The 15,012-nt window shown below is 71.8% G+C and carries 14 protein-coding genes; 5 read left to right on the top strand and 9 right to left on the bottom strand.

The annotated features are described in order from the left end of the window. Window positions 1–2 precede the first annotated feature (2 nt). Complete coding sequence (locus ACWD11_RS32315; protein WP_451287338.1) at window positions 3–224, bottom strand: hypothetical protein; 222 nt, start codon at window positions 222–224, stop codon at window positions 3–5. 142 nt (window positions 225–366) lie between these two features. Between ACWD11_RS32315 and ACWD11_RS32310 the strand changes: the two genes are divergently transcribed. The 4 genes from ACWD11_RS32310 to ACWD11_RS32295 all read left to right on the top strand — a co-directional run bounded on the left by ACWD11_RS32310 (window position 367) and on the right by ACWD11_RS32295 (window position 3,015). Continuing rightward, a complete protein-coding gene (locus ACWD11_RS32310) occupies window positions 367–768 on the top strand; it encodes an ATP-binding protein (RefSeq protein ID WP_389420346.1) in 402 nt (133 codons plus the stop codon). A gap of 63 nt (window positions 769–831) precedes the next feature. Further along, window positions 832–1,653 (top strand): ANTAR domain-containing protein, encoded by an 822-nt coding sequence (locus tag ACWD11_RS32305; protein ID WP_389420265.1) that lies wholly within the window; start codon window positions 832–834, stop codon window positions 1,651–1,653. A 59-nt stretch (window positions 1,654–1,712) separates the two neighbouring features. Next, a complete protein-coding gene (locus ACWD11_RS32300) occupies window positions 1,713–2,555 on the top strand; it encodes a DUF1206 domain-containing protein (protein WP_451287336.1) in 843 nt (280 codons plus the stop codon). A gap of 28 nt (window positions 2,556–2,583) precedes the next feature. Then, the gene (locus ACWD11_RS32295) at window positions 2,584–3,015 is read left to right on the top strand and encodes a hypothetical protein (protein WP_383308988.1); all 432 of its coding nucleotides are present in this window, start codon (window positions 2,584–2,586) and stop codon (window positions 3,013–3,015) included. A 6-nt stretch (window positions 3,016–3,021) separates the two neighbouring features. Here ACWD11_RS32295 and ACWD11_RS32290 read toward each other — a convergent pair whose 3' ends face one another. The 4 genes from ACWD11_RS32290 to ACWD11_RS32275 all read right to left on the bottom strand — a co-directional run bounded on the left by ACWD11_RS32290 (window position 3,022) and on the right by ACWD11_RS32275 (window position 9,190). Then, complete coding sequence (locus tag ACWD11_RS32290; RefSeq protein ID WP_451287334.1) at window positions 3,022–5,133, bottom strand: FUSC family protein; 2,112 nt, start codon at window positions 5,131–5,133, stop codon at window positions 3,022–3,024. Between the two features lie 113 nt (window positions 5,134–5,246). Then, window positions 5,247–6,614, bottom strand: a complete 1,368-nt coding sequence (locus ACWD11_RS32285; protein ID WP_451287332.1) for an NAD(P)/FAD-dependent oxidoreductase — start codon at window positions 6,612–6,614, stop codon at window positions 5,247–5,249. Between the two features lie 195 nt (window positions 6,615–6,809). Beyond that, window positions 6,810–7,241, bottom strand: a complete 432-nt coding sequence (locus ACWD11_RS32280) for an ATP-binding protein (RefSeq protein ID WP_389420269.1) — start codon at window positions 7,239–7,241, stop codon at window positions 6,810–6,812. A gap of 47 nt (window positions 7,242–7,288) precedes the next feature. Then, on the bottom strand, window positions 7,289–9,190 hold the full coding sequence (locus tag ACWD11_RS32275; protein WP_389420270.1) for an AMP-dependent synthetase/ligase: 1,902 nt from the start codon (window positions 9,188–9,190) through the stop codon (window positions 7,289–7,291). Window positions 9,191–9,356: 166 nt separating this feature from the next. On the opposite strand from ACWD11_RS32275, the gene ACWD11_RS32270 reads away from it, so the two are divergent. Further along, entirely contained in the window at window positions 9,357–9,590 is a 234-nt protein-coding gene (locus ACWD11_RS32270; protein WP_389420271.1) for a DUF6480 family protein, read from the top strand. Between the two features lie 13 nt (window positions 9,591–9,603). On the opposite strand, the gene ACWD11_RS32265 is transcribed toward ACWD11_RS32270, so the two are convergent. The 4 genes from ACWD11_RS32265 to ACWD11_RS32250 all read right to left on the bottom strand — a co-directional run. After that, the gene (locus tag ACWD11_RS32265) at window positions 9,604–10,695 is read right to left on the bottom strand and encodes a glutamate--cysteine ligase 2 (RefSeq protein ID WP_451287330.1); all 1,092 of its coding nucleotides are present in this window, start codon (window positions 10,693–10,695) and stop codon (window positions 9,604–9,606) included. 104 nt (window positions 10,696–10,799) lie between these two features. Next, on the bottom strand, window positions 10,800–13,010 hold the full coding sequence (gene glgB / locus ACWD11_RS32260) for a 1,4-alpha-glucan branching protein GlgB (RefSeq protein ID WP_451287328.1): 2,211 nt from the start codon (window positions 13,008–13,010) through the stop codon (window positions 10,800–10,802). Window positions 13,011–13,014: 4 nt separating this feature from the next. Continuing rightward, a complete protein-coding gene (locus ACWD11_RS32255; RefSeq protein WP_451287326.1) occupies window positions 13,015–14,382 on the bottom strand; it encodes a maltokinase N-terminal cap-like domain-containing protein in 1,368 nt (455 codons plus the stop codon). A gap of 42 nt (window positions 14,383–14,424) precedes the next feature. Further along, window positions 14,425–15,012: alpha-glucosidase C-terminal domain-containing protein (locus ACWD11_RS32250; RefSeq protein WP_451287324.1), on the bottom strand; the 588-nt coding region annotated here is incomplete at its 5' end.

Here is a 15,012-nt window from a genome sequence, read left to right as displayed (position 1 = left end):
CCTCAGGGCTGCTGCGCATGCGCGCCCGGTGTCACGATCTCGTCCAGCACCCGCAGCACGGCCTCATAGGCGACCGCCCGCACGTCGGCGTCCCGCGCTCCGTCCGGATCACTCGCCCGCAGTTCGACGCTGCGGGTCCGCCAGGTCTGCTCCTCCTGACGCGCGCAGGTCCGGGCGCGCTGGATGCGCCGTAGCAGTTCGTCTGAGTCCACGACATCGGTCATGGATTCCGCGTACCCCGTGGTGGCCGGTTCGAGCGTCCGGTCGGGTGCCGGAAGGTTTGACCCGCCCGGTAAGGGCGAGCCGGAAGAAGGGGCCGCAAGGCGCCCGGTGGGAGCCCTCCATACCGATTCACGGAGTCAGATGATGCGCGGGGAGCACAACACACAGTCCGTGAGCGAACCGGCCCAGGCACGCAGGGCCGTGGAACGCGCGGTGGCCGACCACTGCCGCGCCACCGGTGCGGCGCCCGACCGCATGGCGGTCCACGACGCCCTGCTGGTCGCTTCGGAACTCACTACCAACGCAATCGTGCACGGCGGCGGGGTCACCGACTTCCGCGTCGATCTCGTCGATCCCGGCGTACGGGTCTCGGTGAGCGACCGCAGCGACTGCCTTCCGGTGGTCACCGAACCCGGCGAGCGGCGCTCGCCCCGCCGTTTCGGCGGCCACGGCTGGCGGATCGTGTGCCGTCTCGCCCGTGACGTGCAGGTATCCCTGCTGCCCGCGGGCGGCAAACGGATCAGCGCCCTGATGCCGCTGCTCTGAAAACCTCGCGTGTAGGACGGAACAAAGAGGGCAGGTGCGGTTTCGACCCACCTGAGGAGTTCCATGTCCGATACCGAGGAGGAGCTGGAGCGGCTCCGCGCCGAGGTGCGCGATCTGCGCGCCCGCGCCCTGACCCATCCGCTGATCGCACAGGCCCAGGGCATGCTGCAGGAGCGCTACGCGCTGCCCGACGCGGACAGTGCGTTCTCGCTGATGCGGCGGGCCTCGCAGCACTACAACGTGCGCATGCGCACCCTCGCCGAAGCCGTGGTGACCCTGCCGCGCCCCGACGAGCGCGCGGCGCTGTGGTTCACCGGCCGGGCCCGGACCGTGGAGCCGCCCCTGACCTTTCCGGCCGCCCGGGAGACCGGCAGCGAGACCCGGGGCGCCGTCCTGACGGCGGTACTGAGCCAGACGCTCGCCGTGGTGGACACCGACATGGGCAATGTGCAGCTCGCCGACCGCGCCCGCACCGGGTTGCGGATCGAGAAGCACACCGGGCACACCGCGGACTTCCTCGACTTCTTCGCCTACGTCGGTGCCGACGGCACCGCGTGCGCCCGGGCGGCCCGGGACGTCGCCCAGTTGACCGTGCACGACGTGGAGGCGGACCCGGTCTTCACCGAACCGGCCCGGGAGGCGATCCTCGCCTCGGGCAGCAGGTCCGTCCACAGTGTGCCGCTGGCCACCGCCTCCGGCCAGTGCCTGGGCATCGTCTCGGCACACTTCGAGGGCCTGCTCAAGGACATGACGGCGGCCCAGCTCAAGGCCCTGGAGGAGGTCGGCGCCCAGGCGGGCCGCTGGCTGGCCTGGTACGACCGGACCGTGGTCCTGGACGCCCTGGAGCACCTGCACGCCCTCGGCCGCCGCAGCCGGCGGCGCTGACCCGGCCTTCCGACGTGAGTCCCGCCCCAACCGGGGCATTCGAAGTCCGGGAGGTCCTGATGAATATGAGTGCCGTGGTCGGGGCGGGTCGCACCCCGTCCGGGTCGAAGGCCGCCGGTTCGATGACCGAGGGCGCCGCCCGGGCGGGACTGGCCGCGCGCGGGGTGATCTACCTGCTGGTCGGAACCCTCGCCCTGCAGATCGCCTTCGGCGGCCGGCGCCGCCAGGCGGACCGCCAGGGCGCCCTGGCCGAACTGTCCGAGAAGCCCTTCGGCTCCGTCCTGCTGTGGGCCCTGGGCATCGGCCTGGTCGGCATGGCCCTGTGGCGGCTGTCGGAGGTGGTCTTCGGCCGCGTGGGACCGAAGGGCCACAAGCCCCACAAGCGCCTCCTGTCCGCGGGCAGGTGTCTCTTCTACGGCTTCGTCGCCTACTCCGTGCTGCGCTTCGCGGCGAACGGTGGCAAGGGCGAGGGCGGCGGCTCCGCCGACCAGCAGTCCCGCGACATCACCGCGACGGCGATGGAGCTGCCCGCCGGACAGTGGATCGTCGGGGCGGGCGGGGCGGGCATCATGGTCGCCGGGGTGTGGATCGGCGTCCAGGCGATCCGCCGCAAGTACCGCAAGGATCTGAAGCTCGGCGAGATGTCCCGGACCGCACAGCGGCTGACGGACGTGACGGGCGTGGGCGGCGGCCTGGCGCGCGCAGCGGTCTTCGCCGTGCTGGGCGCCTTCGCCGTACGCGCCGCCGTCGACTACGAACCCGACGAGGCCAAGGGCCTGGACGACACCCTGCGCTCGTTCGCCGAGACGGGGCTCGGCCCGTGGCTGCTGGCCGCCGTCGCCTGCGGTCTGGTGCTGTTCGGCCTGTTCTCCTTCATGATGGCCGCCCGGCGACGCGTCTGAGACTCCGGATAAGGGGAACGCGGGGCAGATGAACGACTACGAGCTTTCGCCCGACGGCCGGCCCGTGGACATCTACCTCGGCCTGCTGCGCGCCCGAATGGACACCGAGGACTACCTCCGTCTGCTCGACGTCGTCGAACCCGTCCTGAGGGCCATCGACGAGCGGCGGCTGCCACCGGCCGAGTTCGCCCTGGACGACGACGGCGAGGAGCAGCTGCCCCAGGAGATCCGGGACCAGGCCGCCCTGGTCATCGCCACCGCGGTCACCGGCCGGATGGACAACGAGGTCGTCGAGATCGACCTCGGGGACACCGGCTCGGTCCGGGTGGTCACCGACTCGGCCACCGCCTCCGACCCCGACCGCCTCGACGAGATCGCGTCCTACATCAGGACGCGCCGCCACGACGACGAGGAACTGCGCGGCATCGCCGAGGCGAGCGGCCTGCCCACCGACTTCTGACCGGTCTCAGGCGCCGTCCGCCGGGCCGACCGGTGCCCCCAGCGGGCGGGCCAGGCCCACCACGGACTCGTCGAGCCGCTGCAGGTGCCGCAGCACCCGGTCGGTGACCCTGCCGTACCGGCTGCTGCCCGGCACCTGCGGCTCCAGCAGCGAGGCGATGCTCGGACCGGTCTCCACCCGGTCCTCGGCCCGCTCGTCGGCGACATGCGCGGCGATGGCCCTGATGTTGTGCGCGATGCGCCGCCCGGCCCCGCGCAGCCGCGGATCCGCCGCGATCGAGGGATGCGTGGGCAGCAGCTCGGCGGTCGCCGCCAGCGAGCGCGCGTGATAGGCCGCCGTCTCCAGCAGCGCGACCACATAGCGGGCGGTGTCACGGCGGGCCCTGAGCGGGGTCACCGGATGCGTCAGCGGCTTGGTCGCGGCCCGCAGATCGGCCAGCGCCTGATCCAGGTCCCGCGCCTGGTCCAGCAGCACCACCGGCGGCCCGCCGCTCAACTGCTCCACGGCCGTCCCGGTGACCTCCCCCAACCGCTCCAGCACGGTGCCGAGCAGGTCATTGGTCCGCCGGTCGGTGGCGATGGGCAGCACCAGCGCCGCCGCGAACACCCCGCAGGCCGCCCCCAGCGCCGTCTCCTCGATCCGCAGCACCAGCACCGCGAGGCTGTAGGTGTGCAGCAGGGTGTAGAGCAGCCCCAGCGCCGCCGTGACGAAGAACGACATCAGCGTGTACGACAGGGGCGCGGTGTAGAACATGCAGAACACGAAGACCAGCACCAGCGCGAACGCCGTCCAGGTGTGCTGCCCCACCAGCCCCGCCAGCACGATGCCGGCCACCACCCCGAGCACCGTGCCGAGCAGCCTGCGGTAGCCCTTCACCAGGATCTCGCCGGTGGAGGAGGTGTTGAGGAAGACGATCCAGCAGGTCAGCACCGCCCAGTACCAGCGGTGACTGGACAGCAGCTCCCCGCCGACGATGGCCAGCGCCGAGCCCACGGCGACCTGCACGGCGGCCCGGGTGGTCGGCCTGCGCAGTCCGGCCGGCTCCTCGGCCGCGGTGTCCTCCGCGCCGTCGATGGCGGCGTCCTCGGCGTCCAGCTCCTCACGGGACCTGGCGGTGGACGGGGTGTCGTCCGACTCGTCCTGCGGCCCGTCCAGCGCGGTCCGCAGCCCCAGGACGGCCCGGGCGGCCTCGCCGACCCCGCGGAATGCGTCCTGCACCGGCGGGGAGGCGGCGGGCAGGTTCTCCTCGTCGCGGTAGGACAGCAGGCGGTTGCGGACCTGGGCGAGCGCGGTGCCGCCCGGGCGCTGGACCAGCAGCTGCAGGCCGCGCAGGTCCCGGCGCAGGGTGTCGGCGGCCTCGTCCCGGACCGGCAGCCGTCCAGCCGTCGGGGCGGTGGCGCCGGGTAGGTGCAGGGTCAGGGTGTCCGTGCGTTCGGCACTGCGGGCGGTGAGCAGCAGCAGGCCCAGCCGCTCCGCGGCGATCTCCGCGTCCGCCACCCGCCGCTGCACCAGCCGGGCCGTGCTCTCGTCCGCCGTGCCCTCCTCCAGCCGCCCCTGAATCATCAGCGCCGTCTCGTGCAGCCGCGCCGTGCCCTCGCGCACGCTCCGCAACGCCCGGTCCGCTTCTCCGGGGCCCGCGTCCAGCAGCTCCAGCTGGGCCGACACCAGCTGCGCCAACCGGGCCCGGAACGCCTCGCGCAGCCGCTCCAGCGTCCCGGCCGGTGTCTCCGGCACCACCGCGAACCGCACCAGGGCGCTGCACACCACGGCCGTGACCACGGAGACGTACAGCTCGGGCAGGTCCGCGACGGTGGCGCCGACGAACAGGGACACGAAGTACAGCTGGAAGCCGATCAGCCCGAGCGCGGTACCGCGGTCGCCGAACCGGCGGCTGTAGACGGCACCGAAGATCAGGACGACGAAGAACAGATCACCGGCGATCACATGGGAGTGCAGCAGCGCGGCCAGGGTGACGGAGGTGAGCGCGACCGGCAGGCCGAGGGCGAGCGTGACGGCCTGCGGGCCGCGCTGCTTCTCCCGTACGGCGAAGGTGGAGACCATCGCCGCCATCGCGCCCGCGACCAGATGCGGCACATCGGCGCCGAGCAGGGCGAGCACGACGAGGGCGAGCGCGATCGAGGCGACCGTGCGCAGCCCCGCGGCCAGCCGCAGCAGCCCCGGGTCGGACGCCGCGACCCGGTCCCGCAGCCGTGCCCGCCCCTTGCCGGTGGCTATCCCCGACCCTCCGCCAGGTGCTCCCGCAGCTGCTCCGGCGTCAGATAGGCGTCGGTGTACTCGAAGTCCCTCAGCTTGGCGGGCTTGCGGGCCTGGAAGCCGGTGCGCACGAAGTCGTCGCCGGCGATGGCGTTGAGCACCCAGTTCGTCATCACGCGCGTCTTGGCGACATTGGTGCGCAACGCCGACCAGTGGTAGCCGCGGGCCACCGCCTGGGCGGGCAGCCCGCGCAGTTCGACCCCGAGCGGCTTGGACACCGCGTCCCGGCCACCGAGGTCGACGACGAGCCCGAGGTCCTTGTGGACGTACGGCTTCATCGGCTGGTTGCGCAGGGTCGCGATGACGTTGTCGGCGACGACCTTGCCCTGACGCATGGCGTGCTGGGCCGTCGGCGGGCAGACGGCGCCCTCCTCGCCCTTGGCCCGGTCCGGCACCGCCGCCGCGTCGCCCAGCGCGAACACCCCGTCCTGTCCGGGCAGGTTCATCTCGGCCGTCACCGCGAGCCGCCCCCGGACGGTCTCCGCGCCGAGGGTCTTGATGAGCGGGCTGGCGACGACCCCGGCCGTCCAGATCAGGGTGCGGGTGGGCACCACCCGGCCGTCGGTGAAGGTGACCTCCTCCGGGCTCGCCTTGGCGATGGACACTCCGAGCGAGATCTCGATGCCCCGCTTGCGCAGGACGTCCTGGGCGCTGCGGCCGAGCTTGTCGCCCAGCTCGGGCATGAGTTTCGGGGCGATGTCGATCAGATGCCACTTGATCAGGCTGGGATCCAGCCGGGGGTAGCGCTTGACGGCGGCCCGGGTGAGCCGGTTGAGGCAGGCGGCCGTCTCGGTGCCCGCGTAGCCGCCGCCGACCACCACGAACTGCAGCCGCGACTCCCGCTCCGCAGGATCGTCACTGGCGTCGGCCAGGTCGAGCTGCGAGATGACGTGGTCACGGATGTAGGCGGCTTCGGCGAGCGTCTTCATCCCGAACGCGTGGTCCGTCAGACCCGGGATGTCGAAGGTGCGGGTGATGCTGCCGGGCGCCAGCACGATGTAGTCGAAGGGTTCGTTGACGATCTCGTCGGTGATCGTGCGGATGACGCACACCTTGGCCGCGAGGTCCACGCCGATGGCACCGCCCGGGATGATCCGGGTGCGGTACTTGCGGCTGCGGCGCAGGGAGACCGCGATCGACTGGGGCGTCAGCACGCCGGAGGCGACCTGAGGCAGCAGGGGCAGATAGAGCTGGTAGGCGAACGGCGTCACCAGGGTGACGTCGGCCTCGTCGGCGGCCAGCTTGCGCTCCAGACGGCGAACGCACCCCACTCCGGCGAAGCCTGCGCCAACCACCAGGATCCTGGGTCGTGTCACGGTGTTCATCCCTTCTGCGGCTCCAGGCGGTCTGATACGACGTCGTTCGCCTGCCCCTGGATCGCTGCCTCGCACCTCATCGATCCCACCGCGCTCGCGGCCGCTTGGCCAGTCGGGTGCGGCAGGCAGATGAACGGCATGTTCGAGCCACACTGCCCCACGGGGGGCTTGCGCACACTGGGTTCCCAAAGATCGGCCGCGCAGTCACCACGGCAGGAAGACGTGGACGTCCTTGCCGCGCTCATGGGTGATGACGCCGACCTGATGGCTCAGGCTCTGCACCAGATACCAGCCAACTCCGCGGCCGCCGCTGTGCGGGTCGAAGGCACGCGGGGCCGGCGGCTCCGGACTGGTGTCGCGCAGGACGACGTGCACACCGTCGAAGGCTCTGCTCAAGCGCAGCTCGAACGGGCCCGGGGCGTATTCCACCGTGTTCGCCGCCAGCTCCGTGACCACCAGCAGGATGTCGTCCCGGTGGTCGGGCTCGGCGGGCGGCGAGACCCGCGCCAGGTCACGGAGGTATGCCTCCGCGGCCATGCGTGCCTCGGTCACGTCCGCCAGCGCCCCCGCGAAGCGGACGAGACGGTCTGCAATGTCCTGTCCAGCCAAGGTGTCGTCGTCCGTCTCTCCCCCCATGCACCTGCGCTGTCCGGCTTCCCCGCTCGCCGCGACCTACGCACAGGTCACCGGAAGACGTTGTCCGCGTCGTCCCACACCGCCGACTCGTCCGGCACCGGCTGCCGCCGGGTCCGGGCGCGGGCCTGGTACATCGCGTCGATCTCCAATGCGTAGTGCCGCACGATAGCGTCCCTGCGCAATTTCATCGACGGCGTCAGCAGTCCGTTGCTGAGGTCGAACGGCTCCGGCAGCACCCGGAAGACCCGGATCGACTCCGACCGCGACACCGTGCTGTTGGCGGCCGCCACCGCCCGGGCGATCTCCTCCCGCAGCGCGTTCTCCTCCCGGGCGTCCCGGCTGCGCGGGTCGGAGCGCGGCTGCAGGGTGCCGCGCCAGTACGCCAGGAAGTCCGGGTCCAGGGTGAGCAGTGCCCCGACACAGGGCCGGTTGTCGCCCACCACCACCGCCTGATGGATCAGCGGGTTCATCCGCAGGCGCTGCTCCAGGGCGGCCGGAGCGACGCTCTTGCCGCTGCTGGTGATGATGACGTCCTTCTTGCGGCCGGTGATCGTCAGATAGCCGTCGGAGTCGAGCATCCCGAGGTCCCCGGTGGCCAGCCAGCCACCCCGCAGCACGGCCCGGGTCGCCGCCTCGTCGTTGACGTAGCCCTGGAACACCGACGGCCCGCGCACCAGGATCTCCCCGTCGTCGGCCACCCGGACGTCCATGCCGGGCAGCGCCTTGCCGACCGTCCCCGACCGCTCCTGGCCGGGCGGCTGCGCGGTGACCCCGCCGGCGGTCTCGGTGAGCCCGTACCCGTCGTTGAGGTAGATGCCGATGCCCTCGTAGAACAGGGAGATCTCCCGGTTCAGGGGTGAGCCGCCGGACGTCGCCCGGCGGATCCGGCCGCCCAGGGCGCCGCGCAGCCCGCGGTAGACCGTCCGCTCGTACAGCGCGTGCTGGAGGCGCAGATCGAAGCCGGGCCCGGGCCCCTCGCCGAGCCGGTGCCGCTCCAGGGCCGCGGCGAAGTCCCGTGCCGTGTCGGCGGCCCGCTCGAACAGCGAGCCCCGGCCCGACTGGCGGGCGGAGCGCAGGAAGTTCTTGTAGATCTTCTCGAAGACGGACGGGACGGCGCAGAAGTACGTCGGCCGGAACGAGCGCAGCGCCGAGGCGAGGGAGTCCCCGCCCGGGTCGGACTCGTGGCCCATCAGCATCCCGCCGCGCACGCACAGTCCCTGCACCATGAGCCCGTACACATGCGAGAACGGCAGGAAGGCGAGCACCGACGCCTGTCCTCCCGGCGGCACCACCAGGTGCCCCCAGCCCGCCAGCAGCGTGTCGCACCCGTTGGCCAGGCTCCGGTGGCTCAGCGCGCAGCCGAGCGGGCGGCCGGTGGAGCCGGAGGTGTAGGAGATCACGGCGGTGGAGTCCGGCAGCACGATCCGGCGCAGCGAGTCGACCGCGGCGAGCGGCACGAAGGCCCCCCGCTCGACCAGCTCGTCCAGCGCCCCCGCGTCCAGCTGCCAGACATGCCGCAGCAGCGGCAGCGAGGCGCACACCGAGCCGACGGTCATCACCGACTGCTCGTCCTCGACCACCACGCCCACGCACTTGGCATCGCGGAGGATCCACTCCACCTGCTCCCGCGAGGCGGTCGGGTACACGGGCACGACCTCGGCGCCCACCGCCCACAGGGCATGGCTGAAGACCGTCCACTCGTACCGGGTGCGCGCCATGATCGCCACGCGCCGGCCGGGCGAGATCCCGGAGGCGACCAGACCCTTGGCCACGTCGACCACCGTGTCCCGCACCTCGACCGCGCTGATCTCGGTCCACTCCGCGGAACCGGGCAGGCGGCGCGCCAGCATCGGCAGCGTGGGCTCCAGGAGGGCCCGTTCGAAGATGCTGTCGGCGAGCCCGCCGCCCGGCGGCGCGGTGACGGAGGGAGCCAGGGCGAAGTCGCGCATGCGCAGCTCCTGTCGTGTACACGGTGTGACGCCACCGACGAGGAGGGTTATCGGCGGTGCTCGAATCTAGCCGAGGTACGAGCGAACCGGGCCGGAATCCGACAACTCCGCCGGTGCTGATCCGCCGCCGCTGATGATCTCGGCGAGATCGGGGGACTCGGGGGGCATGAACCACATCAACCCTGATCCGGAGCCCGAGCGCACCACCGGTCTGGAACCGGGCGGTTCGGTACCACCGGGCGAAACCCCGCCTGCGGAGAGCAGCATGCCCGAAGCGGGCCCGCGCGAGACGCACAACCCGACCACGGGCTGGGCCAAGGGCCCGATCCTCGTGATCCTCGTCCTCGCCGTGCTCTGCGCGGGTTTCTTCCTGACCTACGCCATCATGCTCATGCTGTGAGGCGCCTCCCGCCTCACTCGTGAGTGCGCCGGACGCACTCCAGGACCACGTCCCGAAGGCTGCCGGTGCGCTCCAGCAGCTCGCGCTGCACCCGGGCGCCGTTGCCGCGCTCCAGCAGCTCGGCGACGCCCGCCCGGGCCCGCTCGAGGTCGCCGTGGTCCTCCAGCGCCTCCCCGACATGGTCGAGGAGGGCCTGCAGCACGGCGCGGGCCGGCATGGGCCGCATGGTCACGGGATGCAGCAGCTCCTCCGTGACGCCCGCCCTGGCGGCCTGCCACGCCGCCAGCCGCAGCACGCTGACGCTGTGCGCCGCCGGCTCGATCCCCGCCCGCCACTCCCGTGCGGCCGTCTCCACCAGGCCGCGGGCCAGGTTGGCGATCAGGACGGGCGTGTCCGCGTGCAGACTCACGTCCGACACCCGGATCTCCACGGTCGGGAAGTTCCGGGACAGCCGGGCGTCGAAGTACACCATCCCCTGGTCGAGGATCACCCCGGTGTCGATCATGTCCTGGACGACCTGGTGGTACCGCTCGGCCGACCCGAAGACCTCGGTGGGACCCGCCGACGGCCAGCGCTGCCACACTCGGCTGCGATAGCTGCTGTACCCGGAGTCCTTGCCCTGCCAGAAGGGCGAGTTGGCGCTCAGCGCGCCCAGCACCGACAGCCACGGCCGGATCCGGTCGATGACGGCGACGCCCTCTTCGTCGGACTCCACGCTCACATGCACATGGCAGCCGAGGACGAGCTGCTCCTGGGTGGCGATGCCGTACTGCTCCGCCATCCACTGATAGCGCCGGCCCGCGCCGACGGCCGGGCTGACCGGCAGCGGGGAGGTGGCCAGCGCCGCCACGGCACAGCCCAGCTCCCCGGCGTACCGCGCCGCCTCCTTGCGGCACCGGGCGATCTCCCGGCTCAGGCCGTCCATGCTCGACTGCGGCTCGCTGGCGTACTCCAGCATCTGGTCGTGCAGTTCCTTCTCGAACACGTCGTGCCCGTCCGCGCTCTCCCGCTCGGCGCGGGCGATGATCGCGGCCGACCGGGCCCGCGGTTCACCCGTCTCCGGATCGACAAGGAGGAGTTCTTCCTCCACACCTACGGTGCGCACCTGTGGCACCCCTTCTATGGCCCGACGCGATGACGACGAGGTTTCGTCGTACGCCCCCGACTGCCCGCTACCGGGCAGTCGGACACCTGGCATCGCCTCGGGCGTCAGGAGGGATACGGCGTCAGCCAGACCGTCGCCAGCGGAGGCAGGGTGATCCGGATCCCGTCCTCCTCCGGCTTGATCGGCCCGGGGTTGGTGATGTCGCCGCCTCCGTACCGGGCCGCGTCCGTGTTCAGGGTCTCCTCCCAGACGGTGCCGCCCTCGGGGACCCAGATCCGGTAGTCCTCCCGCACGACCGGGGAGAAGTTCGACACCGCGAGCAGGGGAGTGCCGTCGGCGGCGTACCGGAGGAAGGCGAAGACGTTGTCGTCGGCCGCGTCGCCGAGGGCCCACTGGAAGCCGCCCGGGTCGGTGTCCCGCTGCCACAGCGACGGGGTGGCGAGGTAGGCGGTGTTGAGGTCCCGGACCAGGTCCCGGACGCCCCGGTGGTCGGGCTCGGCGCTGTAGCCGGGGTCCAGCAGCCACCAGTCCGGTCCGTGCGGCTCGGACCACTCCGCGCCCTGGGCGAACTCCTGCCCCATGAACAGGAGTTGTTTGCCGGGGTGGGCCCACATGAAGCCCAGGTAGGCGCGGTGGTTGGCGCGCTGCTGCCACCAGTCGCCGGGCATCTTCGACACCAGCGCCTGCTTGCCGTGCACGACCTCGTCGTGCGAGATCGGCAGGACGTAGTTCTCGCTGTAGGCGTACACCATCGAGAAGGTCATCTCGTTGTGGTGGTACTTGCGGTGGACGGGCTCGTGGCTGATGTAGCCGAGCGAGTCGTGCATCCAGCCCATGTTCCACTTCAGGCCGAAGCCGAGCCCGCCGCTGTCGGTGGGCCGGGTGACTCCCTCCCAGGCGGTGGACTCCTCCGCGATGGTCACCACGCCGGGCGCCCGCCGGTACACGGTGGCGTTCATCTCGCGCAGGAACGCCACCGCGTCCAGGTCCTCCCGGCCGCCGAACACATTGGGCGTCCACTGGCCGGAGTCACGGGAGTAGTCGAGGTACAGCATCGAGGCGACCGCGTCCACCCGCAGCCCGTCGATGTGGAACTCCTCGCACCAGTACACGGCGTTGGCGACGAGGAAGTTGCGCACCTCGACCCGCCCGAAGTCGAACTCGTAGGTGCCCCAGTCCGGATGTTCGGCCCGCCGGTCGTCCCCGGGTTCGTACAGCGGCTCCCCGTCGAAGCGGGCCAGGGCCCAGTCGTCCTTCGGGAAGTGGGCGGGCACCCAGTCCATGATCACGCCGATGCCCGCCCGGTGCAGTGCGTCGATCAGGAACTTGAAGTCGTCGGGCGTGCCGAGCCGGGCCATGGTCGCGTAGAAGCCGGTGATCTGGTAGCCCCAGGAGCCCGAGAACGGGTGGTGGGCGACCGGCATGAACTCCACGTGCGTGAAGCCGAGGTCCTTGACGTAGGCCGGGAGCACCTCGGCCAGCTCACGGTAGGTCAGCCCGGGCCGCCAGGACGGAAGGTGCACCTCGTACACCGAGAACGGCGCCACATGCACCGGGACGTCCCCGCGGTGCGCCATCCACTCCGCGTCGTCCCACTCGTAGCGGGAGGAGTGCACGATGGACGCGGTGTCCGGCGGGATCTCCGCGAACCGGGCCATCGGGTCGGCCTTGAGGAAGCGGTGGCCGTGCCGGGAGTGGATCTCGAACTTGTACCGGGTGCCCTCGCCGACGCCGGGCAGGAACAGCTCCCACACACCGCTGGCGCCCAGGGAGCGCATCGGGAACGCGGTGCCGTCCCAGTACGTGAAGTCCGTGGCGACCCGCACGCCCTGGGCGTTCGGCGCCCACACGGTGAACCGGGTGCCGGTGACGCCCTGGTGGGTCATCGGCTCGGCGCCGAGCGCCTTCCACAGCTGCTCGTGCCGGCCCTCCCGGATCAGATGGAGGTCCAGCTCCCCGAGGGCGGGCAGGAAGCGGTACGGGTCGGCGACCTCGTGCTCGCCGTCCTCGTACGACACCAGGAGGGTGTACGCCGGGATCTTCTTCCGCCGCGGCACCACCCCGGCGAAGAGACCGTCGCCCTCGGAGGTGAGCTGTCTGCGTCTGCCGTCGATCACCACGCTCACCGCGCGGGCGAACGGGCGCAGCGTCCGGAACATGATCCCGCCCTGCACCACATGGGCGCCGAGCAGCGCGTGCGGGTCGTGGTGGGCGCCGGCCAGCAGGCGACCGCGGTCATCGGGGTCCAGCGGCGGAGCCGTCCCGCACCGGGCGGGTCCTGACGGCTCGGGCAGCGAGGTGTCACGCAACGCCATGGGGTCAGCCTCCTCGTACGGCGAGACGCTCGATCGCCGCCATCGGTACGGGTAGCCAGTCCGGGCGGTGCCTGGCTTCGTAGAGCACTTCATACACGGCCCGGTCCGTCTCGTAGGCGCGCAAGAGGCCGTGTTTCTTGCGGGGGTCCCATCCGGCGGCAGCCGCGTAACCCGCGCAGAACGACTCGCGGCAGCGGCGGGCCCACTCAGGCCGCCAGGGCCTGCGCTGGCGTGCCGCGTAGTCGAAGGAGCGCAGCATTCCGGCGATGTCCCGGACGGGGGAGTGCAGGTCGCGCCGCTCGGCGAGCGGGCGGGACGGTTCGCCCTCGAAGTCGATCACGAACCACTCCCGTCCGGCCCGCAGGACCTGCCCCAGGTGCAGGTCGCCGTGGATCCGCTGGGCGGGCGGGCCGGGGTCGCAGATGGTGAGCGCCCCGAACGCGGTCCGCAGGCCCGGCACGAAGGACTGCAGGGCCGGTACGCAGTGCGCCGCGGAGTCCAGCCGCTCGGTCATCGCCGCGGCCGTGGCGGCGTTCTCGCGGCGGGTCTCGCAGGGGAACGCCGAGGCGAGCGCGAGGTGGACCTCGGCGGTGGCCCGGCCCAGCTGGTGGGCCTCCGCGGTGAAGTCGTCACCGGAGGCGAGCGCCTGGAGCGCCAGCGTCCAGCCGTCGGTCGCGTCCCGCAGGAACGGCTGGAGCACGCCCAGCGTCGCGTCCCACGGACGGGTGGTCCGGAACCAGGCGACCGGTGCGGGGACCCGTCGGCAGCCCTGCCGGGCCAGCGCGCCCGGCACCTCCAGATCCGGGTTGACACCCGGCTGGATCCGCCGGAACACCTTCAGCACGAAGGCGTCGCCGTACACCAGCGAGGAGTTGGACTGCTCGGCGTCCATCAGGCGCGGCGCGAGTCCGGACGGGACCTGCACCGGAGAGCAGGACTCGAAGCGCAGCGGGCCGGCGGTGCCGGGGTGCCGCAGCCGGTCCAGGAGCAGCTGTGCGGAGCGCAGGTCCTGCAGGGCGTCGTACACCGTGAGACCGGCGAGCGGGCCCTCGTCGGCTCGTCCGATGAGGCTGCGGCCCAGGCGCGGGGAGGGGTGCTCGCGCACTCCGAGCAGCAGCTGGTAGCAGTCGCCGGCCGGGGGCGCGGTGGTGCCGCCGGGGGCGGGCACCGGGACATGACCGGCGTGGACCAGCAGATGCAGACAGCCCGGGAACAGCTCGGTCATGGACAACAGGGCCAGGTCGGTGACCGGCCGGTCCTTGCCCGCGAACCACCGCTGCCGCGGCAGCCACTGACGCAGCAGACCGCCGAGCGAGACCATGATGTCGGCTACGGCCGGAGGGCTCGGTCTGAGGGATGCGGTCTTCGGCATGGTGACGCGTCCTTTCGTCGGCACATGCTCAAGGGGACACGCTCAAGGGGCGGACGCTCGGTGTCGGCGGCCGATGCGGGAGGCGACTCGGGAGAGCCGGAACCAGTAGAAGCCGTGTCCCGCCAGCGTCAGCAGGTACGGCAGTTCGCCGATGGCCGGGAAGCGGACGCCGCCGAACAGCTCGACCGGGTGCCGTCCGTCGAACTCGCGCAGATCGAGCTCGGTCGGCTGGGCAAACCGGGAGAAATTGTTCACGCACAGGACGAGATCGTCCTCGTACTCCCGCAGAAAGGCCAGTACCGCCGGGTTGGACGACTGCAGTTCCGTGAAGGAGCCGAGTCCGAAGGCGGGATTCTGCTTGCGGATCTCGATCATCCGGCGTGTCCAGTGCAGCAACGAGGAGGGCGACGCCATGGACGCCTCGACGTTGGTGACCTGGTGACCGTAGACCGGGTCCATGATCGTGGGCAGGAAGAGCCGACCGGGGTCGGCGGTGGAGAAGCCCGCGTTCCTGTCCGGTGTCCACTGCATCGGGGTGCGGACGGCGTCGCGGTCGCCGAGCCAGATGTTGTCGCCCATGCCGATCTCGTCGCCGTAGTAGAGGATCGGCGAGCCGGGCAGCGACAGCAG

The organism is Streptomyces sp. NPDC002776 (assembly GCF_053592195.1).
The sequence above is the reverse complement of the archived record's forward strand: the minus strand, read 5'-3'. Positions and strand labels throughout refer to the sequence as shown.